Origin of the sequence: Tenacibaculum geojense, from assembly GCF_042676005.1 — a bacterium.
Classification (GTDB): domain Bacteria; phylum Bacteroidota; class Bacteroidia; order Flavobacteriales; family Flavobacteriaceae; genus Polaribacter; species Polaribacter geojense.
Window position 1 is genome coordinate 15519 of record NZ_JBHTJR010000001.1, and the last position, 24541, is coordinate 40059.

Below are 24541 nucleotides of genomic sequence, written 5' to 3' on the forward strand. Positions count from 1 at the left end.
TTCTATTTACACTTTATTTCTTTGCGGATAAACTACCAAAACTATAATTTATTCCGATATTTAAATTTGTAGCGTTTACGTTTCCAAAAGGAGCATATAATTGTCCACCAGAAACAGTAAAAGCAAAGTTATTTGTAATGTTGAGATTTATACCTGCCGAAGGTCTAACAATAATACCTTCACCAGTATCTACTCCAGCACCACCAGCAGCACCACCTGTTAAATCTATAAATAAACTTAAAGGTGAGTTTAATAAAGGGTTTGTTTTAAAACCTGCTCCAACTAAACCATGCGCATATCCTCCAGATCTACCTCCGTAAGCAAAACCAGCTTCACCAATTAAATATATGTTTTTGTTGATATCATAATTAAATTGTAAGGAAAGTAATTGTAAATCTGTATTTAAAATATTTTCTAGATCATCTGTTTTATTAACTTTAAAATAAGTTTGATTTTCTAAACTTACCGTTATTCCTTGTGTGTAGAAATTTGATAATTGTTTTTTAGGGGAACTTACAGTTCCACCATTTAATCCTAAATATTTAACACCAAAACCAATTGTGTAAGCTTCAAAGTCACCATCTAAAGCTCTGTAATAGCCTCCATGGCCACTTAACGTAAAATTATTTGCTAACTTAATATCAAGACCAGCAGAAGGGTAAATGGTTAATCCACCTTCAGGGGCAATTCTACCACCAGCAGCCCCGATACCAAATTTGGTAAAAAAGTTTAGGTATTTAGATTGGTAAGGATGATAACCTGCTCCCACAAATAAATCCATAAATCCAGCGCGTAAGCCTTTGTATATTGCATCTGTATGAGCGAATAGAAAAGTTTGCTCATTTAAATGTTTTTGATATTCAAATCCTAAAACATATAACGTTTCATCTAAAGGTGTTCCGTTATCTTTTTTAGAATCACCAAAAGGGAAAAAGAAGTCAAAACGTACTTGTTGTACATTTTTTACAACTGGTTGCATCCAGAAATTAGTTTCCTCTAAATTAGAGTTGGATATAAACTTTTTATGAGCGTTTTTATAGTCTGTTAAACGAAGAATACTAGGAATTTCAATAAATAGAGAAAGAGTATTGTCGTTAATTTTACCTGAGAAAAAATCTATATAGCTATATTGAATTCCTACCGAATAGTTGTTTTTTTTATATTGTAAACCAACATTAGAATTGATAAAAGCACCATCATTTACAAGATATCTATATCCGCCACCGCCACCAAAATGAAAGTTAGCATCTACATAAAAATTGTTATAGATTTTTTTATTAATTCCAATTTCAGCACCTAAAGTAAATAAACCACCTTGGTCACCTGTTACTGCATAATGAAAACCAGCTCCACCATATAGCCAGTTGTTAAACGGCACTAAATAGTGTAAACCTACTAACCCCATTGTTGGTTTAAGGTTAGGGTATTGATCTGTAGGCATGGTTACAGGAATAAAATTTAAACGAATTTTATTCTGTAACTCTTTACCTGGTAATTCAGATAATTTTTCCTGAGCATTTAAATTACAAAACAACAGGAGAGTTAGTACATATATTATTTGTTGCTTATTCAAACTCACTGGTAAAATGTAATTTAACCGTTGGGTATTTGCTTTGTGTCATTTGTATGGTAAAAGGAGAATCAGCTAGAAATACTAATTGTCCTTGTTTGTCTTTTGCTAAATAACGTTGCTTAACTCTTTTAAACTCTTTAAATTCTTCGTTTTTTGGATCTTCAGGTTGAACCCAGCAAGCTTTATGTACTGCAATGTTTTCATAGGTACATTTAGCATTGTATTCATGCTCTAAACGATATTGAATTACTTCATATTGAAGTGCTCCTACAGTACCTATAATTCTTCTTCCGTTCATCTCTAAGGTAAAAAGCTGTGCTACACCTTCATCCATTAACTGATCTAAACCTTTATATAATTGTTTTGCTTTAAGAGGATCTGCATTGTTTACATATCTAAAATGTTCAGGAGAGAAACTAGGAATTCCTTTAAAGTTTAAGTTTTCACCTTCGGTTAACGTATCTCCAATCTTAAAGTTACCTGTGTCATGTAATCCAACAATATCGCCCGCAAAAGACTCTTCTACAATTTCTTTCTTTTCAGCAAAAAATGCATTTGGACTTGAGAATTTTACTTTTTTACCATTTCTAACGTGTAAATATGGAGTGTTTCTTTTAAAAGTACCTGATACTATTTTAACAAAAGCTAAACGGTCTCGATGTTTTGGATCCATATTTGCATGGATTTTAAATACAAATCCTGTTAGTTTTTGTTCTTTAGAATCTACCAAACGAGTATCAGACATTTTAGGCTGAGGGTTTGGAGCAATTTCAATAAAACAGTCTAACAATTCTTTTACACCAAAGTTATTTAAAGCAGAACCAAAAAATACAGGCTGTAACTGTCCTTGTTCGTATGCTTTTTGATCAAAATCTGGGTACACTTCATACACCAGTTCTAATTCTTCACGAAGTGTTTCAGCAGCGTTTTTACCTACTAATTTATCTAATTCTGGATTGTTAATATCATCAAATTCAACACCTTCAGAAATAGTTTGCTTATTATCACCAGAAAATACATTAATTTTTTTCTCCCAAATATTGTAAATGCCTTTAAAATCATATCCCATTCCAATAGGGAAACTAAGTGGGGTAACTTTTAAACCAAGTTTTTGTTCAACTTCGTCTAATAAATCAAACGCATCTTTACCTTCACGATCCAGTTTGTTAATAAACACAATCATAGGTATGTTACGCATTCTACAAACTTGAACTAATTTTTCTGTTTGTTCCTCTACACCTTTTGCAACATCAATTACAACAATAACGCTATCTACAGCTGTTAAAGTTCTAAAAGTATCTTCAGCAAAATCTTTGTGACCTGGTGTATCTAAAATATTTATTTTTTTGTCTTTGTAATTAAATGCTAAAACAGAGGTAGCTACAGAAATTCCACGCTGACGCTCAATTTCCATAAAATCTGATGTAGCACCTTTTTTAATTTTATTACTTTTTACTGCACCAGCCTCTTGAATTGCACCACCAAAAAGTAATAATTTTTCAGTCAAGGTAGTTTTACCTGCATCGGGGTGAGAAATAATCCCGAAAGTTCTTCTTTTTTGTATTTCTTGTAAAAAACTCATCTATAAATATTGAAGGCGCAAAGTTACATTTTAAAAAAAGAAAGAGCAAAACGACCTTGCAGCTATTTTACTCTTTTAAAAATGTTTAATTGTATAAGTTTATTTATCTAAAACTTCAATAGTCATGGGTATGTCTTCAATTGGCCATTCATCTGGAGTTGTTTTTACAGCGGCTATTTTTTGTATCGTAGAAAAACCACTAATAACTTCACCAAAAATAGTATAATCACCATCTAAATGATGAGCTCCATATTTATTGCTAACAATATAAAAATCAAAAGGACTTGATAGTTTGTTGGGGTTGTTGTCTAAATTTCTAGCAGCAGCCAAAGCACCATATTTATGTTTTTTATAAGGATTGATTTCTGGCTTAATAACATAGTTTCTGTATTTATTTCTAATTCTGGCGGTAGTTTTATTATCAGAATCACCACCTTGAACAGCCATGTTTTTTACAATTCTATAAAAAACGGTACTGTTAAAATACCCAATTTTAGTAAGAAAAATAAAACTAGCACGATGTAATGGGGTTTCTTCATACAAGCGTAATGTAATATTACCCAAGCTAGTTTTAATTAAAACTTTATTTTCTTTATGTTGATTGCCGTATTTAGTAAGAAAAGCTGTAGTGTTTTTATGGTTTAAACTGTCCCAGGGCTTTACTACTTTCTTAACAGTTTTTTGTTTGATTTCCTTGGATGTATTTTTTGTTGCTTTCAGCGTGTTTTTTTCTTCTTTTTTACACTGACTTAAAAATGTAAATACTGTAATTATTACAAGAATTTTAAATAGTTTCATGAAAGAAATTAGATTTTGAGGCCGTAAATATAAATTATTGTTATAGTTTTTATAGTATAGATTTATAAAAAGATAGTTTTTTGAAAGTATTGATTTTAGTACATTTGTTACTATGACCGAAGAACAAGTAATTTTAGTAGACGAGCAAGATAATCCAATAGGGTTAATGCCAAAGATGGAAGCGCATGAAAAAGCACAATTACACAGAGCCTTTTCTGTTTTTGTGTTTAATAACAAAAATGAATTAATGCTACAACAAAGAGCGCATAGTAAATATCATTCGCCTTTGTTATGGACTAATACTTGTTGTTCTCATCAACGTGATGGAGAAGATAATATATCAGCAGGAAAAAGACGTTTACAAGAAGAAATGGGGTTTTCATGTGAGTTACAAGAAGTGTTTTCATTTATTTACAAAGCGCCTTTTGATAATGGTTTAACAGAGCATGAGTTAGATCATGTTATGATTGGTTATTTTAATGATGAACCTACAATTAACAAAGAAGAAGCGGAAGCATATAAATGGATGTCTTTAGAGGATGTTAAAAAAGATATTGAGTTACACCCAGAACAATACACAGCTTGGTTCAAAATTATTTTTGAAAAATCATACAATAAAATTGCTAACTTTAAGTCTATAAACAATGCCTAGAGTTACCGTACACAGAAAAGCACATTTTAACGCAGCACACAGATTGTATAGACAAGATTGGAGTGATGAAAAAAACTTTGAGGTTTTTAGTAAATGTAGTAATCCAAATTACCATGGGCATAATTACGAGTTAATTGTTTCTTTAACTGGAGAAATTGATAAAGAAACGGGCTATGTGTATGATTTAGGAAAACTGAAAAATTTAATTAAAAGTGAGGTTGAAGAACCTTTTGATCATAAAAACCTAAATATAGAGGTTGAGGAATTTAAGAGTTTAAATCCGTCTGCAGAAAATATATCGGTGGTGATATATGATAAGTTGCGCAAACATTTGCCAAGCAGTTTAGATTTAAAAATAACTCTGTATGAAACACCACGCAATTTTGTAACCTATTCAGGCGATTAATGTCTAAAGTCAATCAGTTTTTAAAATTCACACCTATCTTAAAAGAGAAAATTTGGGGAGGTGAAAAGCTACGTACACATTTAAATAAAGCAACTAACTCATCTAATATTGGTGAAAGTTGGGAGCTTTCTGATGTAGAAGGAGATACTTCTATAGTTGCAAACGGAAATTTAAAAGGAAAAGATTTAAAAGAACTTTTAAGTACTTATAAATCTTCATTAGTAGGCGAGAAAGTGTACAACCAGTTTGGAGAAAAATTTCCGTTATTAATTAAGTTTATAGACGCTAAAGAGGCGCTGAGTATTCAATTACATCCGCACGACGATCTGGCTCAAAAAAGACATAACTCTTTTGGGAAAACAGAAATGTGGTATGTAATGCAAGCAGATGAAAACGCAAATCTAATAGTTGGTTTTAAAAAAGATAGTACTCAAAAGGAGTACCTAAAACATTTAGAAAACAAATCGTTATTAGACATTTTAAATGTAGATGTTGTTTCTAAAGGAGATGTTTATTTTATTCCCACAGGAAGAGTTCATGCCATCGGAGCTGGGGTTTTACTAGCAGAAATTCAACAAACATCAGATATAACTTACAGAGTTTATGATTGGGATCGCCAAGATTCCGCCGGAAATTATAGAGAGTTGCATACAGATTTAGCTTTAGATGCGATAGATTATAAAGCTAAAGAACAGTATAATACTAATTATGAATCGGAGGAAAATAAAGCATCAGAAATAGTTTCCTGTCCTTATTTTACAACGAATATATTTCCAATCAACGGAACGGTTAATGTAAATAACAGCTCTAAAGATAGTTTTGTTATTTACATGTGTGTTTCTGGTAAAACAGTGTTTAATTATAATAAGATTAGCACTTCTTTAGAAGCTGGAGAAACATTGTTAGTTCCTGCAGGTTTAAAAGAGTTTTCTATAAACTCAACAAATGGTTTGTCTGAATTATTAGAAGTATATATTAAATAAAAAGCTCAAGGGGAAACCTTGAGCTTTTACCAAACAAACAAACCAAAAAAGCTTAACTAAGAAGCTTTTTCTAATATATAACCAAAAGTAGCTTTACAGATTATATCTTTTTTCAACTCTGAATTTTTATAAACAGTTATCTTTAGTTCCAATTCAGAATCGTTATATTTTTTAATATTATTCTTAAATATCAGCTTATCATTTAAATAAGCATTGTTAATAATGTTGAGTTCAAATGAGGAAAAGCCATCTTTAATAAGTTCAGCTTTATATGGGTTTACAGATAAATTGGCAGAACGCTCAACTTTATCATATAAAATAGAGGTTTTTAGCACATTTTTTTTGCTAACCTGTTTTTTGCTAACAGTAAATTGTAGTTGATGAGGTGCGTTATGTAAGTTATTCATAATGTTACGGATTGAGGTTTATAAAATGCGGTTCTTTAAACGATGTATTTTGTAAGCGATACATAATCATTGAACATTGTTGAATTTGCTGGGTTGTTTTAACTGTTGTCATCATGTTTATTAAATTTTAAAAATGTTTAAATTAAAAAAGGTGCTTTTGTAAAAAAAGCACCTTTTAGTTATATATATAAATTAAATTCTTTATCTAAATCACTTAAAAGGTGCATACATACAATACTGCTGCTGGCGCATAGTAGTTGTACACATAATTGTAGAAATTATGTTGCCTTGAATTTTGTATGTGTTTAATTTGCCTTTCATGATAGTTCAAATATAGAAAACTTGTTATAGTGATTACTATAGACTTGAAAAATAATATGTTAAAGTTTTACGAATATCATTTTAATTACTTTCAAAAATCAGAATATATAAATATGTATCTTTACGCGCTTAATATCGCTATTATTTTATGAGAATTATTGCCATGATACCAGCACGTTACAGTGCAACAAGATTTCCAGGTAAGCTAATGAAAATGCTTAAGGGTAAGTCTGTTATTGTAAGAACCTATGAAGCTGCGTTACATACTAATTTGTTTGATGATGTTTATGTAGTTACAGATTCTGATATTATTTATAATGAAATAACCTCTGTAAACGGAAAGGTAATTATGAGTAAAAAAGAACATGATTGCGGTTCTGATAGAATTGCCGAAGCTGTTGAAGATTTAAATGTAGATATTGTGGTAAATGTTCAAGGTGACGAGCCTTTTATAGATACTGTTTCATTAGAAAAATTAATTGCTGTTTTTAAAAATGATACATTAAAAGAAATAGATTTAGCATCATTAAAGGTAGCTATGTCATCCAAAGAAGAAATAGAAAACCCAAACAATGTAAAAGTTATTACAGATAATAAAGACTTTGCAATTTATTTTTCAAGAAGTGTAATTCCGTATCATAGAGATACTACATTAAATGTTACTTATTACAAACATAAAGGAGTGTATGCTTTTAGAAAAGAAGCTTTAATTGATTTTTACAATACACCAATGACTCCGCTTGAAGCTGCAGAAAAAATAGAAGCTATTCGATATTTAGAGGTAGGGAAGAAGATAAAGATGATAGAAACCGATGTAGAATCTATAGGTATAGATACTCCTGAAGATTTAGAAAAAGCAAAGAAGTTTTTAAATGAATAAAAAGTAAAGCGTAATCTAAAAAGATTACGCTTTTTTTGTGTTAATGTTTGATTGCTATTTTTTTGGTTACTACCGAATCACCTGTTAGTTTTATAATGTAGAATCCGTTTTTAAGATTAGCGATATCTATATTTTGATTGTATTTTGATAAATTTTTATCAATAAGTTTTCTTCCATCTATAGTAAAAATTTCTACTTTATTAAATGTAGTTTTACTATTAATGGTTAACGCACTGTAGGCATTATTTGAATATATTTTTACATCCGAAGTGTTTACTCTTTGATTGGTGCAAGGTCCAACAATACTCCAAACTTCCCATTGTCCAGAGTTATTTTCTGGATTTTGGTTTTTACTATACCAATTATTACTGTAAATTACGTTATTGAAGACAACTTGAGTATCTTTAGCATCATACACCGTGTTAGCATCCCAAGCAGGGATTCCGTTACATCCATTTGGGTCAGGATTATTTCCATTATCAGCACCAAAAACAATATAACCATTACAATTTAACCATTCGCTGTAGCTACCACCACAAGTATTATTTTGCCATACTCCTGTGTTGATCTCTTGATCTTCTGCTTGTAAAGTATTATTGTTAATTGTAATGTAATCTATTTGAACGTCTCTGTCACCATTATCATTAATAAATTCAAGTTTAACTTCACCATTGCCATCAACTCCATAAATTTCATATGTACTTGTTAAGGTAAAAGTATCTATAAGACTATTGTTTATATAAACACTTAGTTGTTCACCTCCAAGTACACCTCTTGCTTTAATATTAATATCATAGGTAATTTGGTCACCACCACCATTGTCACCACCACCGTTATCGCCGCCACCATTGTCTCCATTACAGTATGTAGCCCAGTTTTGGATGATGTTTTTTACTTTTTGTCCTGATGCGGTTAAGTTACTAGCACTCCAGTTACCATTTACTGATGCTCCAGGTCTTAATGAAGAAGCTCCTTCACTTTTGTCATTCATAGCCCAATTGGCATGGGTGATATGGTTAGTAGCTAAAAAGTTCATCCATGTATCCGTAGAATTTACATCTACAGCACCATCTCCATTAGCAGAAACAGCACCCCATTCTGTAACCATTAAAGCTATGCCTTGGTTTAAAGCATATTCAGCTTTTTGACGAAGGCTCTCTTTATGTGTTGCAGCATAAAAATGTAGCGTATAGGCAATGTTACTATATCCAGTAATTGGGTTTCTAGCAGCGGCATCTACATCTTGAGACCAAGTTGGTGTACCTACAATAATAAGGTTATCAGGGTCAATTTTTCTAATTTCATCAATTACAGCCTCTGCGTATGGTTTAATAGTACTATCCCAAGATACTTGTAAAGGCTCGTTATAAATTTCATAGATAACATTTGGATGATTACCATATAATGTGGCCATTTCTTTAAAAAAATCAATAGCTTGTTGTTGGTAGTTCTCTGCATGATGAGAATGCCAGTCTATTATAACGTATAAACCTTCATTAATAGCAGTATCTACAACAGTTTTTACTTTATTTTTGTTGTCAGTTGGGTTTCCAATATAACCACCATTGTCTTCAACTCCCATGGCGGCTCTAACTAAACTTGTATTCCAATCGTTTTTTAACCATGAAACAACTTCAGCTTTATAATATTTTTCTCCGCCCCAACCATTGTTAGACCAAAAAAAACTATTACCAGCAAAACTAACTGGCTCATTGTTTTTATTAACAATTTTATTTCCGCTAACACTTAAACTTCCGTGTTTCGCAACTGGTGTAGTATCACAATTTTGACTATTAATTAATGTAGATAAAAATAAGGTGTATATAAATAATATTTTTTTCATAATTCTATTTTTTACTGTTCTTTCACAGTATTGTTATTATAATTTGTAAGTAATATCATAGCAAATGCAAGCAGCTTGCATTGTATAAAACAAAGTTTTATAAGCGCAAAATGCTTTTAGTTTTAACTAAAAGAGAATAGTAAACAACAGTTTATTTTAAACCGTTTCTACAAACTGGGGGAATGAAGTAATAAATCTGTTAACATGTAGTATATAATTTCGGGGGTTAATACAGTACTAAGGTATTGATTTAGTTTTGTTTAATTTGTCAATTTTTAGTTATTTTATTTTTAACAAATTCTTTATACCGAATGTAATATCTTTATACTTTAATTATTATCAATGAACTCAACAATTAAAGTAATTGCTTTTGATGCAGATGATACCTTATGGGTAAATGAAACTTATTTTAGAGAAGCAGAGCATAAGTTTGCAAAATTATTAGAAGGTTATGAAACAGAAAACAAAATTGATCAAGAGCTTTTTAAAACTGAAATAGATAATCTTGTGTATTATGGATATGGTGTAAAAGGTTTTATGCTGTCAATGGTGCAGTGTGCACTAGAACTGTCTAACTATAAAATTAATCCAAAGGTAATCCAAGAAATTATTACTATTGGTAAAGAAATGCTAGACAAACCAATTGAGCTTTTGGATGGGGTTGAAGAAACACTCCAAAAATTGCATGGAAAATATAAGTTAATTGTAGCTACAAAAGGAGATTTACTAGATCAAGAAAGAAAATTAGAACGATCTGGAATTTTACAGTATTTTCATCATGTTGAGGTTATGAGTGAAAAAAAGGTAAAAGATTATAAGCGCTTAGTAAAACATCTAGATATAAATCCAAATGAATTATTAATGGTTGGGAATTCATTAAAGTCAGATGTATTACCACTGTTAGAAATTGGAGCAGAAGCAATTCATATACCATTTCATACAACCTGGGCGCACGAAAAGGTAAGTAAAGAACAAAAAGAAGCTGTAGAGTATAAAACCTTAGCTAGTATTACAGAAATACTTAATTTTTTATAAATGAAGCAATATTTAGATATTGATAGTTGGAATAGAAAAGAATTATTTACACATTTTAGACAGTTAGTAGATCCAACTTTTGGTTTGGTAACTAAAGTAGATGTTACTAAAACTTATGAGAATGCAAAAAACAATAATTATTCTTTTTTTACTCGCTATTTGCATGCCTGCATGAACGCAATTAACAGCGTAGAAAATTTAAAATACAGAATTGAAGGGGATAAAATAGCTGTTTATGATATAATACATGCTTCAGCAACTATAGCTAGACCAGATAAAACATTTGGATTTTCTTTTATTGAGTATTCTGAAGATTTTACTGTTTTTGACACTAATTTTAAGATAGAAAAAGAGCGAATAATAACAACCACTAATTTATTTCCGCCTAAATACTCACCAGGTTGTATTCATTGTTCTGCCATACCATGGGTTGATTTTACTGGACATAAAGAACCCTTTTCAGGAAATAAAGATGATAGTGTACCTCAGTTGGCTTTTGGGAAAATAATCCAAGAAAATGATAAAAAATTAATGTCTGTAGCAATCAATGTTAATCATGCTTTGGTAGATGGATATCATATTGGACAGTTTTTCGATAATTTTCAACTCGAATTAAATAAATTGAGTTAATTTTGCATCAAAATTATTAAATATGGCAAGCGTAAAGAATTTAAAGAAAGACATCAATTATACTTTAGGAGATATTATTGATATTTGCGGAGTTTATACTCAATTAAATGCAGATGCTGATAGAGCAAAAGCAGATGAGATTGTAGATGAGGTTATTGTTGTTTTTGATGAATTAATAGCTAAAGTTAACGCTAAAAATGTAGACAATAAAAAAGCTCATTTTACAGCAATTAGTAAAGAGTTAGAGGAAAAAGCTAACGGCTTAATTACTAAAATTAATGCTTTATAATTAGCATTTTATAACACAATATAAAAGCAACCTTAAACTAAGGTTGCTTTTTTTTTACATATTTTTTAACATATCATTTTTAATTTTTTTGTAAATTACAGCTGAAAATAACATAAAACCCCCAACAAAAATATGGCAAGAGCTATGTTTGAATACACTAAAACAGTGTTGAAAAAAGTGAGTTTTAATGCAGATTTGTTTTGCAGAGAACTCGAAAAAGCAATGAACAGATTATTACCCTATGAGGTTAATGAACTAATAATTTGGGTTAAACAATTTACAGCAAACAAACCGGAATTACAGGTTTGTATGACTAAAATTAAAAAATAAAAAAAAGGAAGCAATTGCTTCCTTTTTTATCTTCTTAAACCTCTATTCTCTCGAAGTTTTTTCACCAATTTTCTATTAAATTCGTGCTCGGCAATTTCTAATTGTAATATCTTTTTTGGAGATAAAAACTTAGATACTTGCGATAAAAACTCTTCTTTATTTTTTAAGTGATTTTTTTTAACGTCTAAAATTTCTTTTAAAATACTTTCTGCCTCTTTATTTGATATTTCTTCAATTCCGCCAGCAGCGAGAATTTGCTTTTTTATTTTTTTTCGTTCAATGTAAAAAAGTTGTTCTTTTTTTTCTTCAAATTCGTTGTAAATAGGCCAGAACTTTTGAGCTTCTTTTTCGGTTAAGCTTAGCTTTTCTGTAATGTGAGCTACTTTAAAAGCCTTAATTTTTTCTTTACCAGCTTTTCTTGAATATTGTGCACTTATAACTTGAGGTAACAAGCTAAAAGTAAATAATATGAGTAATATTTTCTTCATCTTTAAATTTATTCTATTTCTTCAATAATAATTTCACTATCTACAGTATTTAAATAATCCTCAATACTTTCTTCTTGAATATTTACGGTAGCTAAATCATCAAAGTTTAATTCGTTGTTAGCTATGCTATAAGCTATTTCTGATGAAAAATTTCCATCGTGGTTAATTTCTAACCAATTAGCTATTTCTGTAGCGTTAATATCATCAATACTAATAGTAGTATTATTGGTGTTTATAATCTGCAAACCTATAAAAAGTAAAACACATGCAGCTGCTACAGAAGGAATAAATTGTAAAACTCGTTTTCTTAATGAAATAACTTTAGTAGTGTTACTGCTAGTTACTTTGTTAAGTATGTTGTTTTCTAAATTATTAAAATAATTGTCAGGTGTTTTAAAACCAGTTGTTTCAGGTAAAGATTCTTCTTTTATTTTAACAAAAAGATTGTCTTCAAAGTCATTAAAATAAGTCTTTGGTATTGTAAAGCCTTCGTTGCCTTTATTATTTTTTATATATTCTAAATCCTTGTTCATTTGTTATTTAGACTATTAAAACCATAAAAGGTTTAATCTTCACTATAATTTTTAATATACTCTTCAATTTTTTTCACAGCATGATGGTAAGATGCTTTTAATCCGCCCACGGAGGTTTCAAGTATGTCCGATATATCTTGATATTTCATGTCATCAAAATATTTCATATTAAAAACTAACTGTTGTTTTTGCGGTAATGTAGCAATTGCTTTTTGTAAAATAAGTTGAATTTCTTCTCCACTAAACCAGTTGTCATCTGTTAGGTTAGCGGCTAAGCTGTACTGATATTCTGAAATATCAACATTTTGCTGTTTTGCTCTTTTATTAATAAAAGAGATAGCTTCATTGGTTGCAATTCTATACATCCAAGAAAACAGCTTACTATCGCCTTTAAAGCTACCAATACTTTTATAAATTTTAATAAAAGTATTTTGTAACACATCATCAGCATCATCATGAGAAATTACTATTTTCCTGATGTGCCAATACAATCGCTCTTTGTATTGCGATACCAAATCACGAAACGCTATTTCTTTTGAACTAGTGTTTTGTAATTTTGCTACCAATGTTAATTCGTCTACCAAACAATTAATTTTGATATGTTAGACGTTAAAAATACAAAAAGGTTTAAAAGTGCTTTAAAATTATTTTTTTGTAGTTTTTTTTCTAGCGTATCCAAATAATCTTTTTCGCTCAATCATATCGGCAATACCAGTTGGTAACATTTCTTGCCACCCGGTTGTGCCTTCTTTAATCATTTTTAATACATTTCTAGAGAAAATATGTAAAACATTAGGGTCATAAGTTTCAATATCTACTAAACGACCATTGTTTTTAAAGAACTTATAAAGTTCTTTCATTCTTGGATGTACTTTTAAGTTTTTAGAGGTAATAAATTTACCTGTTTCATTGTCTTTATATGGGTACATGTACACCTTTAAATCTTTGTAGAACAGTTTACCGAAAGCTTCTAAAATACCACCGCTTACGTGACGATAATATTTTTCATCAAAAATTTGAATTAAATTGTAAACGCCCATTGCCAATGCCATTCGCTCTTTTGTGAATTCACTAAAATATTCTACTAGACGATAATATTCTTGGTAGTTAGTAATCATTACGTTTTGACCTAATGAGCATAATAATTCAGCTCTGTCTAAGAAATCACGTTCATTAATTTCACCTTCAGCTCGAAGATTACTCAAAGTAATTTCAAAAATTACTTGTGTGCTTTTAGGATCTACTTTGTTTTCACTAAAAAATAAATTTTTAGCTTCTTGGTACATGTTCATGTTAACTTTAGTAACAGGTCTAAAACTACCACGTAATGCTAGTATATTTTTTTTGTATAAAACCTGAGCTGGTAAAAGGTTGTTACCGTCAGGACCAAACATTACGGCGTTAGTCATTCCGTTTTTAACAAGTTGTAAACTCATTAAACGGTTGTCTACGTACATAAAACGAGGACCTGAGAAATTAATCATATCAATTTCTAGCTTATCCTTGTCTATATTATCGTAAAAAGATTTTAGTAATTCTTTTGGGTTGTCGTTTAAGTAATAAGCTCCGTAAATTAAATTTACTCCTAAAATTCCAAGAGTTTCTTGTTGTGCTCTTGCGTCGGTTTCTTTAAAACGAAGGTGCAAGATGATTTCATTGTAGTCTTCTAGTGGATCTAATTGAAATTTAATACCAACCCAACCATGTCCTTTAAATTTCTTAGAGAAATTAATAGTAGCTACAGTATTGGCGTAACTAAAAAACAACTTTTCTGGGTGTTTTTGACGGTTTAATCGTTCCTCAATCAGTTCCATTTCATGGCGCAACATTTTCTTTAAACGTTCTTCAGTAACATATCTACCGTCATCTTCAATTCCGTAAATGGCATCAGAGAAATCTTTGTCATAAGCACTCATGGCTTTTGCAATGGTTCCAGAAGCACCACCAGCTCTAAAGAAGTTTCTAACCGTTTCTTGTCCTGCACCAATTTCGGCAAAAGTACCATAAATGTGTGCATTTAAATTGATTTTTAAGGCTTTAGTTTTGGTAGTAGGAACCGTGTTTAATTTTTGATCTCCCTTTAAGGTAACTGCCATTTTAGTTGTTTTTGTTTACGTAATACAAATGTACAGAAATTAGAAAGTACAAGTCAATTTTTATCTTATTTTTGTGAGGCAAACCATGAATAATTCCGAATTAAAAATAACGTTTTTAGGTACAGGAACATCTACAGGAGTTCCAATGATAGGTAGTACAAGTGTTGTGGCAAAATCTAATAACCCCAAAGATAAACGTTTACGATCTTCAATAATGCTAACTTGGGGTGATGTAAACTATGTAATTGATTGTGGACCTGATTTTAGACAACAGATGCTGCGTGAAAATGTTACTAAAGTTAACGGCATTTTATTTACTCATGAACATGCAGATCATATTGCTGGTTTTGATGACATAAGACCTTTTTGTTTTAAAATGGGTGACATGCCAATTTATGGACTTAAGCGCGTGCTTAAAGTTTTACAAAAAAGATACGATTATGTTTTTGCTACAGAAAACAGGTATTCTTCTGCACCAAGTGTTAAGCAGCATGAAATATCTCATCATAGTAGGTTAGAATTAGCTAATAAAACAATAACACCGTTAGAGGTAATGCATGGAAATTTACCAATATTAGGTTACAGAATAGGAAATGCTGCGTATATTACCGATATTAAAACAATGGAGATATCAGAAAAAGAAAAGTTAAAAAACTTAGATGTGCTTATTGTTACAGGTTTAAGAAAAGAACCTCATGCAACTCATTTTAATATTGATGAAGCTTTACGTTTTATTAATGAAATCAAACCTAAAAGAACGTATTTAACACATATTAGCGAGCCTTTAGGTTTACATGATAAAGTTGAGAAAGAATTACCCCAAAATGTATTTTTAGCTTACGATGGTTTACAAATAGTAACTAATTAAGCGTTATCTAATAAATTTTTGGCGGCATTAAATGGAGTACTTTTTCCTTCTTCAAGATTTTTAATTTCTACAGCAAGTAATTCTTTAATTACGGGGTTGTTGTAAAATCTACTTTTTAGTTCATTTTCTATAGTTGAAAATAACCAGTGTTTATTTTGTTTATTCCTTTTATTGGAAAAATAGCCATTGTTTTTAGTGGTTTCTAAATAATTTGAAATCATATTATATACTTCTTTAATTCCGTTATTATTTAATCCGCTTGCAGTTAAAACTTTAGGTTGCCAACCACTTTCTTTAGGAGGATATAAATGCAGAGCTCTATTAAATTCAACTTTGGCAATTTTAGCGTTTTTAATATTATCACCATCTGCTTTATTGATAACAATGGCATCTGCCATTTCTATAATTCCACGTTTAATACCTTGAAGTTCATCTCCAGCACCAGATAATTTTAAAAGTAAAAAGAAATCTACCATAGAATGAACAGCGGTTTCACTTTGACCAACTCCCACGGTTTCAATAATAATAGTATCAAAACCAGCAGCTTCACATAAAATTATGCTCTCTCTTGTTTTTTGAGCAACACCACCCAATGAAGTTCCTGAAGGAGAAGGTCTAATAAAAGCATTTACATCGGTTACTAATTGCTCCATTCTAGTTTTATCTCCTAAAATACTACCACTATTAACTGAGCTACTAGGATCTACTGCTAAAACAGCTACTTTTTTACCAATTCCCGTTAAGTAAGTACCAAAAGATTCGATAAAAGTACTCTTACCTACTCCAGGAACACCTGTAATTCCTATTCTAACAGACTTGTTGGCATGAGGTAAACATCTATTTAAGATTTCGTTAGCTTGTTGTTGATGTTTTAGATTAGTACTTTCTACCAAAGTAATGGCTTTGCTCAAAAAAGTAATATTCCCTTGTAAAATTTTAGTCACATATTCATCTGTAGTAAACCTTTTTTTTCTGCTAATTTTAATTTTATTAGCAGCAACGCTACTAGTAGTGTCAGGCTGTTGAATTCCTTTTTTTTCGTGTAATGCAGATGGTTTTTTAGACATTATTAACGGATAAAAACTAAATTGAAATGTAAATTTAGAAATAAAAATACGATAAAATGCAACACTCTTAAAAATGTCTCGTCTTTAAGATAAGCAACAATCAATGAAACCAATAAAACAAATACATAATAAACTTATTCAAAAGTGTAAAAAGCACAATGAAAAAGCGCAATTACAGTTGTATAAAGCTTATTGCAATGCAATGTATGCAGTAGCTTGTAGGTATATGAAAGATTCAGTTTTAGCAGAGGATGTTATGCAAGATGCGTTTGTTAAAGCTTTTAAAAGTATTCATACATATAAAGAAGAAGTAGCTTTTGGAGCTTGGTTAAAAAGAATAGTTATAAACACCTGTATAGATGAGCTTAAAAAAAACAAACCCGTATTAGTTGCTATTAACGAGGAGGTTATTACAGATGAAGTGCTGGAGGATAATTCATGGCAAGTTGATGAAGCGGTAACAGTTAGCATGATTAAAAAAGCTATAGATAATTTACCTCCAAAATACAGTGTGGTACTTAACTTATATTTAATAGAAGGTTATGATCATAATGAAATTGCGGAAATAATAAATATTACACCAGTAACCTCAAGAACACAGTTGTTAAGAGGGAAAAAAATTATAAAAGAAACATTAAAAACATTGAGTTATGCCGAAGGATGTTAGAAAATTAATGCGAAATTATCAAGACGAAAAAGAAACGTTATCGTTTAACCATGAAGCTAAGTTTAAAGCAAAATTATCAGAAGCATTTCCAAAGAAAAAAACAAATAATAAACTTTGGTATGCAGCAGCAACTGTAACAATTTTACTAGCTGTAAATATATTTTTTTGGAAAAAACCATCAGTACAAGCACCCGCGTTATCGCTTGCTAGTATATCTCCAGAAATGAAAAAAATAGAAAATTATTATACAACAGCCATTAATTATGAAATGGCAAGTTTAGAAGTTACTCCAAACAATAAGGCCTTATTAGATGAGTATTTTGAGAAGCTAAGTAAGTTAGATGCTGATTATAAAAGATTAAATCTCGAGCTAGAAAACAAAGGGATAAACAATCAAACAATCAATGCATTAATAACAAATCTTCAAATTCGCTTGCAGCTTTTAATACAATTAAAAGACCAAGTACAAGAGTTACAATTTAACCAAAGCAATCATGAAAAAAATATCTTATAAAATTTTAATAGTATTATTAAGTGCCTTTCAGTTTTCACAAGCTCAAAACACTAAAGAAAAGCAAAAAGAATCATTTTTAGTTCAGCCTAATGTAGTAATTGATATTAACACCCGTTATACCAATATAGAAATTGAAACCTGGGATAAAAATGAAGTAGTAGTTGAGGCATTTATGGAGGTAGAAGGAGAAGATATTACTCCCAAAATGCGTGATGACTTATTTAATAAATGGGATTTTGAAGCAGTAGGAAATAGCAAACTAGTTAGAGTTCGTTCTAGATCAAAATCACGAATAGATATTCATTCGTTTAATTTTGACGCTCCAAACTACAATCATTTTGAGTCTGATTTAGTAGATTTATCATTAGGTGCATTAGACGTTTTAGATTCTGCAGATTTTGCTGTGCCAATTCCACCAATGCCAGAATTACCAGTTCCACCAATGCCCCAAACACCTTCAAAGTTTGATTTTAAAGCTTATAAGAAAGACAAATCATACTTAAAAAAATGGAAAAAGAAAAATGAAAAGATTATCGGTAAAAACGCAAAGATAAAAGTTAACGGAACTTCTTTAACAATTAATAATTACGAATACGATAGTATTCAAGGAAAAGAATTAAAAGAACGTATCAAAGAAATTGAAAAGAAAGCTCAAAAACAACTTGAGCGTGAATTAAAATACAAAGCATTAATAGAAAAAAGAACGCAATTACTAGTAGAAAGAGAGAAAAAAAGAGCTGAAAAACTAAAAATTATTCATGAAAAAAGAGAAGCATTGCAAGAAAGAAGACGAACGGATATTCAAAAAATATTAAAGCAACGCAGTAATATAAAGATTAAACGTTTCATAAAAATTAAAGCTCCAAAATCAGCAAAGTTTAACATGAATGTTCGATATGGTGAATTAAGCTTTTCAAAATAAACACCTAAAGTTAATTAAAACAAAAAACCACTTCACAAAGTGGTTTTTTTTTATTAAAACTTGTTACCTTTAGCGCTCCAAAAAAGTATTGTTTAATGGATCTATACAAAGAAAATCAGCTAAAAATATATAACTCATTATCAAAAAGTAAAGAACTTTTTAAACCAATAACAGACGGACGTGTGGGAATGTATGTTTGTGGACCTACAGTGTATAGTAATGTGCATTTAGGAAACATACGTACTTTTATGTCTTTTGATATGGTTTTTAGATACCTGTTGCATTTAGGTTATAAAGTACGCTATGTTCGTAATATAACAGATGCAGGTCATTTAGAAAATGATGCTGATGAAGGTGAGGATAGAATTGCCAAAAAAGCTCGTTTAGAACAGATAGAGCCCATGGAAGTTGTTCAACGTTATACGGTTGATTTTCATACCGTAGCTGCTAAATATAATTTTTTACCTCCAAGTATAGAACCAACAGCAACTGGTCATATTGTTGAACAAATAGAAATGATAAAGAAAATCATGGATAAAGGTTTAGCATATGAAGTAAATGGTTCTGTATATTTTGATGTATTAGCTTACAACAAAGAGAATCATTACGGAATTCTTTCAGGAAGAAATATAGAGGATGCAATTCATAATACACGTGCGTTAGATGGTCAATCTGAAAAGAGAAACCCTCAAGATTTTGCGCTTTGGAAAAAAGCAGATGATCGCCATATTATGCGTTGGCCATCTCCTTGGAGTGATGGTTTTCCTGGTTGGCATTTAGAATGTTCAGTAATGAGTTCTAAATATTTAGGAGATCAGTTTGATATTCATGGTGGAGGAATGGATTTAAAGTTTCCACATCATGAGTGTGAAATAGCACAATCTCATACATGTTCAGGTGTACAACCCGTAAATTATTGGATGCACGCAAATATGTTGCTGTTAAATGGTCAAAAAATGGCTAAGTCAACGGGTAATTATGTATTACCAGATGATATTTTAACAGGAAATAATGAAGTATTACCCAAAGCATTTGGAGTTGGTGTAGTTCGTTTCTTTATCATGCAAGCTCATTACAGAAGCGTTTTAGATTTTTCAGGAGAAGCATTATTAGCGTCAGAAAAGGGATTTAACAGATTAATGGAAGCTGTTGATTATTTGGCTGACATAACCCCAGGAAATTCATCAGATTTTAACGTAGCAGAATGGAAACAGAAATGTTACGATGCTATGAATGATGATTTTAATACTCCAATTTTAATTGCACATTTATTTGAAGCCGTTAAATTTATCAATCAATTAAAAGATAAAAAGGCTACTATTTCGAGTGCTGATTTAACATTGTTAACCAACTCTTTGCATGCCTTTGTTTTCGATATTTTAGGATTAGTAAATGATGCTAAAGAGCAAAGTTCTGATAAATTAGGAGGAGTTGTTGATTTGTTGATTAAGTTACGTAAAGAAGCAAGAGACAATAAAGATTGGGACTTATCAGATCAAATTAGAGATGAGTTAGCAGCTTTAGGTATTCAATTAAAAGACGGTAGAGAAGGTACAAGTTTTACGATTAACTAATGCTAAAAAAAATACTGGCATATCCGTTTATAGCAATAGTTCGCTTTTATCAAGTAGCTATTTCTCCTTTTACTCCAGCAACATGTAGATATTCACCAACGTGTTCAACATATACTGTTGAGGCTCTAAAAAAACATGGACTGTTTTACGGGGGATGGCTTGCATTAAAAAGAATATTTAGCTGTCATCCATGGGGTGGAAGTGGTTATGATCCAGTACCAGAAAAAAAGAATACAAAGTAAATACTTAACAAAGTATTTACATTATTATAAATTAAGTTCGACTAACCTCGATATATAAAAAACAAATTATATGCAATACTTATCCGTAGTTTGGGATCCATCTATAGGAATCGATTTAGGCTTTTTTACTATACGTTGGTATAGTTTAATGTTTGTAACCGCTTTTATTTTGGGTACATACTTAATGAAAAAGATTTATAAAAATGATGATATCTCACATGATAAGTTAGATCCTTTATTCATGTACACCTTTGTATCTATGTTAATAGGTATGCGTTTAGGAGATGTATTTTTTTATAGTTGGGATTATTATCAAAATCACTTGTTAGAAATTGTAATACCCTTTAAAAAATTAGCAGATGGTTCTTGGAAGTTTACAGGATTTACTGGTTTTGCAAGTCATGGTGCAGCAATAGCTATTCCAATAGCGTTATATTTTTATGCTAAAAAGCATTTAAATAAATCATGGTTATTTATTTTAGACAGAATGGGGATTATGGTTGCTTTGGCAGGCTTTTTTATACGATTTGGTAATTTTTTCAATTCAGAAATCTATGGAAAACCAACCAATAGTAGTTTTGGGGTTATATTTAGAGCAGCAGGAGAAACAGTACCTCGTCATCCTACTCAACTTTATGAGGCGTTCAGTTATTTAGTATTGTTTTTTATACTGTGGTTTGTATATTGGAAAACAGCTAAAAAACAACAAGAAGGTTTTTTATTTGGTATTTTCATGATTGTACTATGGTCTCTTCGCTTAGTAATTGAATATTTAAAAGAGCCACAGGTTGACGGTAGAGAAGATATAATAGTTGGATTAAATACAGGTCAATTATTAAGTATTCCATTAATTTTAATTGGTATATGGCTTGTGTTTAGAAAAAAATAAAACTTAGGCTTATAAGTTAAACAAACACCTTTAAGATTATTCTTAAAGGTGTTTTTTTTAATTAAAATTACTAGCTAACTTTTTATATGATGTATAAAGTGTCTGTTTTTAAAATGTTTATATCTATTCATCTATAGTAATGTGTATTTCATCTATAAATTAACGGATTTTGCCGTTGCTAATATGTTTATAATCAGGTTAATAAATAAGTTTGAATAACCAAACGATTATTACCATTTAATTTTCATTTCAATTTAAACATATTACCCATGAAAAAAATTATTACTATGTATTTGGTAATCTTTACCACCTGTTTATTTTCACAGGTAGGCATAGGAACTTTAACCCCAAACGAATCTTCTCAATTAGATGTTGTTTCAGACAGTAAAGGAATCTTAATTCCTAGAATTAATATTGATGATTTGTCAACGCCAAATCCTGTTGAATCACCATCAATTACAGAAAGCTTATTAGTTTATAATATTAATACCACCACAGGTAAAGGTTTTTATTTTTGGGATGGTACTAAATGGGTTAAAATAATTGATCAAGAAAATGTTGATGATGTAATTGGTAATTCTTCTGATAATCAAGAAATAACCAATATTACTTTAGATACAAACAATAATTTAATTATTGAAATAGAAAATGGAGGTTCAAACAGTGTTAACCTATCATCACTTATCTCTCCAGAAGAAGTTATCTCAGCTGATGGAGCTCCACAAGCTAATAATATACTTCCATCAGATTATAAATTATATTACAATACTGGTAATGGAGATTTATATGGATCTAATGGATCAAGTTCTCAGCTAATAAGTACTAGTGTAAACGATGGCGCAAGTGCATATCAAGTTTGGTTAGATGCAGGAAATACAGGAACTGAGGCGGATTTTTTAGCAAGTTTACAAGGCGCAAATGGTGCAGCAGGAGCAGATGGTTCAAGTGCATATCAAGTTTGGTTAGATGCAGGAAATACAGGAACTGAGGCGGATTTTTTAGCAAGTTTACAAGGGGCAGATGGTGCAGCAGGAGCAGATGGTGCAAGTGCATATCAAGTTTGGTTAGATGCAGGAAATACAGGAACAGAAGCCGACTTTTTAGCAAGTTTACAAGGCGCAGATGGTGTAGCAGGTGCTGATGGTAACGGTGTTTTAAGTACAGTAGATAATGGAAATGGGACTTTTACTATTAATTATTCTGATGGAACATCTTTTACAACTTCTAATCTAACGGGACCTCAAGGTGCAGCAGGAGCTGATGGTGCAAGTGCATATCAAGTTTGGTTAGATGCAGGAAACACTGGGACTGAGGCCGACTTTTTAGCAAGTTTACAAGGGACAGATGGTACAGCAGGTGCTGATGGTAACGGTGTTTTAAGTACAGTAGATAATGGAAATGGGACTTTTACTATTAATTATTCTGATGGAACATCTTTTACAACTTCTAATCTAACGGGACCTCAAGGTGCAGCAGGAGCAGATGGTTCAAGTACATATCAAGTTTGGTTAGATGCAGGAAATACAGGAACTGAGGCGGATTTTTTAGCAAGTTTACAAGGAGCAGATGGTGCAGCAGGAGCTGATGGCGCAAGTGCATATCAAGTTTGGTTAGATGCAGGAAACACTGGGACAGAAGCCGATTTTTTAGCAAGTTTACAAGGAGTAGATGGTGCAGCAGGAGCTAATGGTTCAAGTGCATATCAAGTTTGGTTAGATGCAGGAAATACAGGAACTGAGGCGGATTTTTTAGCAAGTTTACAAGGGGCAGATGGTGCAGCAGGAGCTGATGGCGCAAGTGCATATCAAGTTTGGTTAGATGCTGGGAATACAGGAACTGAGGCAGACTTTTTAGCTAGCTTACAAGGCGCGGCAGGAGCTGATGGAGCAGATGGAAGAACAGTTTTAAGTGGTACGTTGAGTCCAACCACAGAAGGAGTTGATGGCGATTTCTACATTGATACGGATGATAATTTAATCTATGGACCTAAAACAGGTGGCGCTTGGGGGGCAGGAACTAGTTTAGTTGGTGCAGCAGGCGCAGCGGGAGCAGATGGAAGAACAGTTTTAAGTGGTACGTTGAGTCCAACCACAGAAGGCGTTGATGGAGATTTCTACATTGATACGGATGATAATTTAATCTACGGTCCTAAAACAGGTGGCGCATGGGGATCAGGAACCAGTTTAGTTGGTACAGTAGGTGCTGATGGAGCAGATGGAAGAACAGTTTTAAGTGGTACAGTAAGTCCAAGCACAGAAGGAGTTGATGGCGATTTCTACATTGATACGGATGATAATTTAATCTACGGACCTAAAACAGGAGGAGCTTGGGGATCAGGAACCAGTTTAGTTGGCGCAGCAGGTGCTGATGGAGCAGATGGAAGAACAGTTTTAAGTGGTACGTTGAGTCCAACCACAGAAGGAGTTGACGGCGATTTCTACATTGATACAGATGATAATTTAATCTACGGACCTAAAACAGGTGGCGCATGGGGGTCAGGAACCAGTTTAGTTGGAGCAGCGGGATCAGATGGAAGAACAGTTTTAAGCGGTACAGTAAGTCCAACCACAGAAGGAGTTGATGGAGATTTCTACATTGATACAGATGATAATTTAATCTACGGACCTAAATCAGGTGGCGCATGGGGATCAGGAACCAGTTTAGTTGGAGCAGCAGGTGCTGATGGATCAGATGGAAGAACAGTTTTAAGTGCTACAGTAAGTCCAACCACAGAAGGAGTTGACGGTGATTTCTACATTGATACAGATGATAATTTAATCTACGGACCTAAAACAGGTGGCGCTTGGGGATCAGGAACCAGTTTAGTTGGTGCAGCAGGTGCTGATGGAGCAGATGGAAGAACAGTTTTAAGTGGTACGTTGAGTCCAACTACAGAAGGTGTAGATGGTGATTTCTACATTGATACGGATGATAATTTAATCTACGGACCTA

26 protein-coding genes are annotated in these 24541 nt (G+C 31.6%); 16 read left to right on the plus strand and 10 right to left on the minus strand.

Annotated features, from left to right (window positions below; all coding sequences use genetic code 11):
* Window positions 1-13: 13 nt before the first annotated feature.
* The 3 genes from ACFQ1U_RS00075 to ACFQ1U_RS00085 form a co-directional block, all read right to left on the minus strand.
* Window positions 14-1573: a hypothetical protein gene (locus tag ACFQ1U_RS00075; protein WP_386104036.1), complete on the minus strand. Its 1560-nt coding sequence runs from the start codon at window positions 1571-1573 to the stop codon at window positions 14-16.
* Window positions 1566-3155: a peptide chain release factor 3 gene (locus tag ACFQ1U_RS00080; protein WP_386104038.1), complete on the minus strand. Its 1590-nt coding sequence runs from the start codon at window positions 3153-3155 to the stop codon at window positions 1566-1568. Before ACFQ1U_RS00080 ends, ACFQ1U_RS00075 begins: the two co-directional genes overlap by 8 nt.
* A gap of 99 nt (window positions 3156-3254) precedes the next feature.
* Window positions 3255-3953 carry a peptidylprolyl isomerase gene (locus tag ACFQ1U_RS00085; RefSeq protein ID WP_386104040.1) on the minus strand — a complete coding sequence of 233 codons (699 nt, stop codon included), beginning with the start codon at window positions 3951-3953 and terminating at the stop codon, window positions 3255-3257.
* 112 nt (window positions 3954-4065) lie between these two features.
* Between ACFQ1U_RS00085 and idi the strand changes: the two genes are divergently transcribed.
* The 3 genes from idi to ACFQ1U_RS00100 are packed head-to-tail and all read left to right on the plus strand — an operon-like array spanning window position 4066 to window position 5994.
* The gene (idi, locus tag ACFQ1U_RS00090; RefSeq protein WP_386104042.1) at window positions 4066-4605 is read left to right on the plus strand and encodes an isopentenyl-diphosphate Delta-isomerase; all 540 of its coding nucleotides are present in this window, start codon (window positions 4066-4068) and stop codon (window positions 4603-4605) included.
* Window positions 4598-5011, plus strand: a complete 414-nt coding sequence (locus ACFQ1U_RS00095) for a 6-pyruvoyl trahydropterin synthase family protein (protein ID WP_386104044.1) — start codon at window positions 4598-4600, stop codon at window positions 5009-5011. The genes idi and ACFQ1U_RS00095 overlap by 8 nt, the downstream gene beginning before the upstream one ends.
* Window positions 5011-5994 (plus strand): type I phosphomannose isomerase catalytic subunit, encoded by a 984-nt coding sequence (locus tag ACFQ1U_RS00100; protein WP_386104046.1) that lies wholly within the window; start codon window positions 5011-5013, stop codon window positions 5992-5994. The genes ACFQ1U_RS00095 and ACFQ1U_RS00100 overlap by 1 nt, the downstream gene beginning before the upstream one ends.
* A 56-nt stretch (window positions 5995-6050) precedes the next feature.
* Here ACFQ1U_RS00100 and ACFQ1U_RS00105 read toward each other — a convergent pair whose 3' ends face one another.
* On the minus strand, window positions 6051-6401 hold the full coding sequence (locus ACFQ1U_RS00105) for a hypothetical protein (RefSeq protein ID WP_386104048.1): 351 nt from the start codon (window positions 6399-6401) through the stop codon (window positions 6051-6053).
* A gap of 469 nt (window positions 6402-6870) precedes the next feature.
* Between ACFQ1U_RS00105 and kdsB the strand changes: the two genes are divergently transcribed.
* Window positions 6871-7602 carry a 3-deoxy-manno-octulosonate cytidylyltransferase gene (kdsB, locus tag ACFQ1U_RS00110; RefSeq protein WP_386104050.1) on the plus strand — a complete coding sequence of 244 codons (732 nt, stop codon included), beginning with the start codon at window positions 6871-6873 and terminating at the stop codon, window positions 7600-7602.
* A 40-nt stretch (window positions 7603-7642) separates the two neighbouring features.
* Here the strand turns inward: kdsB and ACFQ1U_RS00115 are convergent, their stop codons facing one another.
* Complete coding sequence (locus ACFQ1U_RS00115) at window positions 7643-9445, minus strand: cellulase family glycosylhydrolase (RefSeq protein WP_386104052.1); 1803 nt, start codon at window positions 9443-9445, stop codon at window positions 7643-7645.
* A 342-nt stretch (window positions 9446-9787) separates the two neighbouring features.
* Here ACFQ1U_RS00115 and ACFQ1U_RS00120 point away from each other — a divergent pair, with 342 nt between their 5' ends.
* The 4 genes from ACFQ1U_RS00120 (at window position 9788) to ACFQ1U_RS00135 (ending at window position 11729) form a co-directional block, all read left to right on the plus strand.
* Window positions 9788-10480 (plus strand): HAD family hydrolase, encoded by a 693-nt coding sequence (locus ACFQ1U_RS00120; RefSeq protein ID WP_386104054.1) that lies wholly within the window; start codon window positions 9788-9790, stop codon window positions 10478-10480.
* Window positions 10481-11110 (plus strand): CatA-like O-acetyltransferase, encoded by a 630-nt coding sequence (locus tag ACFQ1U_RS00125; protein WP_386104056.1) that lies wholly within the window; start codon window positions 10481-10483, stop codon window positions 11108-11110.
* 22 nt (window positions 11111-11132) lie between these two features.
* The gene (locus tag ACFQ1U_RS00130; protein WP_386104058.1) at window positions 11133-11399 is read left to right on the plus strand and encodes a hypothetical protein; all 267 of its coding nucleotides are present in this window, start codon (window positions 11133-11135) and stop codon (window positions 11397-11399) included.
* Window positions 11400-11531: 132 nt separating this feature from the next.
* Window positions 11532-11729, plus strand: a complete 198-nt coding sequence (locus ACFQ1U_RS00135) for a hypothetical protein (protein WP_386104060.1) — start codon at window positions 11532-11534, stop codon at window positions 11727-11729.
* 26 nt (window positions 11730-11755) lie between these two features.
* Here ACFQ1U_RS00135 and ACFQ1U_RS00140 read toward each other — a convergent pair whose 3' ends face one another.
* From ACFQ1U_RS00140 to ACFQ1U_RS00155, 4 genes are read right to left on the minus strand one after another with little or no spacing between them, the layout of a single operon-like run.
* The gene (locus tag ACFQ1U_RS00140) at window positions 11756-12217 is read right to left on the minus strand and encodes a hypothetical protein (RefSeq protein WP_386104062.1); all 462 of its coding nucleotides are present in this window, start codon (window positions 12215-12217) and stop codon (window positions 11756-11758) included.
* Window positions 12218-12225: 8 nt separating this feature from the next.
* Window positions 12226-12750 (minus strand): hypothetical protein, encoded by a 525-nt coding sequence (locus ACFQ1U_RS00145; RefSeq protein WP_386104064.1) that lies wholly within the window; start codon window positions 12748-12750, stop codon window positions 12226-12228.
* A 32-nt stretch (window positions 12751-12782) separates the two neighbouring features.
* Window positions 12783-13334 (minus strand): RNA polymerase sigma factor, encoded by a 552-nt coding sequence (locus tag ACFQ1U_RS00150; protein WP_386104065.1) that lies wholly within the window; start codon window positions 13332-13334, stop codon window positions 12783-12785.
* Window positions 13335-13394: 60 nt separating this feature from the next.
* Complete coding sequence (locus tag ACFQ1U_RS00155) at window positions 13395-14846, minus strand: TonB-dependent receptor (protein ID WP_386104067.1); 1452 nt, start codon at window positions 14844-14846, stop codon at window positions 13395-13397.
* 85 nt (window positions 14847-14931) lie between these two features.
* Between ACFQ1U_RS00155 and ACFQ1U_RS00160 the strand changes: the two genes are divergently transcribed.
* A complete protein-coding gene (locus ACFQ1U_RS00160; protein ID WP_386104069.1) occupies window positions 14932-15714 on the plus strand; it encodes an MBL fold metallo-hydrolase in 783 nt (260 codons plus the stop codon).
* On the opposite strand, the gene meaB is transcribed toward ACFQ1U_RS00160, so the two are convergent.
* A complete protein-coding gene (meaB, locus tag ACFQ1U_RS00165; protein ID WP_386104071.1) occupies window positions 15711-16781 on the minus strand; it encodes a methylmalonyl Co-A mutase-associated GTPase MeaB in 1071 nt (356 codons plus the stop codon). The genes ACFQ1U_RS00160 and meaB overlap by 4 nt on opposite strands.
* A gap of 103 nt (window positions 16782-16884) precedes the next feature.
* Here meaB and ACFQ1U_RS00170 point away from each other — a divergent pair, with 103 nt between their 5' ends.
* From ACFQ1U_RS00170 to ACFQ1U_RS00200, 7 genes are all read left to right on the plus strand, one after another.
* The gene (locus ACFQ1U_RS00170) at window positions 16885-17448 is read left to right on the plus strand and encodes an RNA polymerase sigma factor (protein ID WP_386104073.1); all 564 of its coding nucleotides are present in this window, start codon (window positions 16885-16887) and stop codon (window positions 17446-17448) included.
* On the plus strand, window positions 17432-17962 hold the full coding sequence (locus ACFQ1U_RS00175; protein WP_386104075.1) for a hypothetical protein: 531 nt from the start codon (window positions 17432-17434) through the stop codon (window positions 17960-17962). Before ACFQ1U_RS00170 ends, ACFQ1U_RS00175 begins: the two co-directional genes overlap by 17 nt.
* Window positions 17943-18884: a hypothetical protein gene (locus ACFQ1U_RS00180; protein ID WP_386104077.1), complete on the plus strand. Its 942-nt coding sequence runs from the start codon at window positions 17943-17945 to the stop codon at window positions 18882-18884. The genes ACFQ1U_RS00175 and ACFQ1U_RS00180 overlap by 20 nt, the downstream gene beginning before the upstream one ends.
* 95 nt (window positions 18885-18979) lie before the next feature.
* Window positions 18980-20458: a cysteine--tRNA ligase gene (gene cysS / locus ACFQ1U_RS00185; protein WP_386104079.1), complete on the plus strand. Its 1479-nt coding sequence runs from the start codon at window positions 18980-18982 to the stop codon at window positions 20456-20458.
* Window positions 20458-20700 carry a membrane protein insertion efficiency factor YidD gene (gene yidD / locus ACFQ1U_RS00190; protein WP_386104081.1) on the plus strand — a complete coding sequence of 81 codons (243 nt, stop codon included), beginning with the start codon at window positions 20458-20460 and terminating at the stop codon, window positions 20698-20700. Before cysS ends, yidD begins: the two co-directional genes overlap by 1 nt.
* Window positions 20701-20770: 70 nt before the next feature.
* Complete coding sequence (gene lgt / locus ACFQ1U_RS00195) at window positions 20771-21589, plus strand: prolipoprotein diacylglyceryl transferase (protein ID WP_386104083.1); 819 nt, start codon at window positions 20771-20773, stop codon at window positions 21587-21589.
* A 269-nt stretch (window positions 21590-21858) separates the two neighbouring features.
* Window positions 21859-24541: beta strand repeat-containing protein (locus tag ACFQ1U_RS00200; protein WP_386104085.1), on the plus strand; the 2683-nt coding region annotated here is incomplete at its 3' end.

What these genes read in the sequence shown, in the direction of transcription:
- ACFQ1U_RS00105 (WP_386104048.1), bottom strand. Translation starts at nt 6,401, where the DNA reads ATGAATAACTTACATAACGCACCTCATCAACTACAATTTACTGTTAGC.
- lgt (WP_386104083.1), top strand. Translation starts at nt 20,771, where the DNA reads ATGCAATACTTATCCGTAGTTTGGGATCCATCTATAGGAATCGATTTA.
- kdsB (WP_386104050.1), top strand. Translation starts at nt 6,871, where the DNA reads ATGAGAATTATTGCCATGATACCAGCACGTTACAGTGCAACAAGATTT.
- ACFQ1U_RS00120 (WP_386104054.1), top strand. Translation starts at nt 9,788, where the DNA reads ATGAACTCAACAATTAAAGTAATTGCTTTTGATGCAGATGATACCTTA.
- ACFQ1U_RS00095 (WP_386104044.1), top strand. Translation starts at nt 4,598, where the DNA reads ATGCCTAGAGTTACCGTACACAGAAAAGCACATTTTAACGCAGCACAC.
- ACFQ1U_RS00115 (WP_386104052.1), bottom strand. Translation starts at nt 9,445, where the DNA reads ATGAAAAAAATATTATTTATATACACCTTATTTTTATCTACATTAATT.
- ACFQ1U_RS00080 (WP_386104038.1), bottom strand. Translation starts at nt 3,155, where the DNA reads ATGAGTTTTTTACAAGAAATACAAAAAAGAAGAACTTTCGGGATTATT.
- meaB (WP_386104071.1), bottom strand. Translation starts at nt 16,781, where the DNA reads ATGTCTAAAAAACCATCTGCATTACACGAAAAAAAAGGAATTCAACAG.
- ACFQ1U_RS00145 (WP_386104064.1), bottom strand. Translation starts at nt 12,750, where the DNA reads ATGAACAAGGATTTAGAATATATAAAAAATAATAAAGGCAACGAAGGC.
- idi (WP_386104042.1), top strand. Translation starts at nt 4,066, where the DNA reads ATGACCGAAGAACAAGTAATTTTAGTAGACGAGCAAGATAATCCAATA.
- ACFQ1U_RS00140 (WP_386104062.1), bottom strand. Translation starts at nt 12,217, where the DNA reads ATGAAGAAAATATTACTCATATTATTTACTTTTAGCTTGTTACCTCAA.
- ACFQ1U_RS00085 (WP_386104040.1), bottom strand. Translation starts at nt 3,953, where the DNA reads ATGAAACTATTTAAAATTCTTGTAATAATTACAGTATTTACATTTTTA.
- ACFQ1U_RS00155 (WP_386104067.1), bottom strand. Translation starts at nt 14,846, where the DNA reads ATGGCAGTTACCTTAAAGGGAGATCAAAAATTAAACACGGTTCCTACT.
- ACFQ1U_RS00125 (WP_386104056.1), top strand. Translation starts at nt 10,481, where the DNA reads ATGAAGCAATATTTAGATATTGATAGTTGGAATAGAAAAGAATTATTT.
- ACFQ1U_RS00170 (WP_386104073.1), top strand. Translation starts at nt 16,885, where the DNA reads ATGAAACCAATAAAACAAATACATAATAAACTTATTCAAAAGTGTAAA.
- ACFQ1U_RS00175 (WP_386104075.1), top strand. Translation starts at nt 17,432, where the DNA reads ATGCCGAAGGATGTTAGAAAATTAATGCGAAATTATCAAGACGAAAAA.
- cysS (WP_386104079.1), top strand. Translation starts at nt 18,980, where the DNA reads ATGGATCTATACAAAGAAAATCAGCTAAAAATATATAACTCATTATCA.
- ACFQ1U_RS00135 (WP_386104060.1), top strand. Translation starts at nt 11,532, where the DNA reads ATGGCAAGAGCTATGTTTGAATACACTAAAACAGTGTTGAAAAAAGTG.
- yidD (WP_386104081.1), top strand. Translation starts at nt 20,458, where the DNA reads ATGCTAAAAAAAATACTGGCATATCCGTTTATAGCAATAGTTCGCTTT.
- ACFQ1U_RS00130 (WP_386104058.1), top strand. Translation starts at nt 11,133, where the DNA reads ATGGCAAGCGTAAAGAATTTAAAGAAAGACATCAATTATACTTTAGGA.
- ACFQ1U_RS00100 (WP_386104046.1), top strand. Translation starts at nt 5,011, where the DNA reads ATGTCTAAAGTCAATCAGTTTTTAAAATTCACACCTATCTTAAAAGAG.
- ACFQ1U_RS00180 (WP_386104077.1), top strand. Translation starts at nt 17,943, where the DNA reads ATGAAAAAAATATCTTATAAAATTTTAATAGTATTATTAAGTGCCTTT.
- ACFQ1U_RS00160 (WP_386104069.1), top strand. Translation starts at nt 14,932, where the DNA reads ATGAATAATTCCGAATTAAAAATAACGTTTTTAGGTACAGGAACATCT.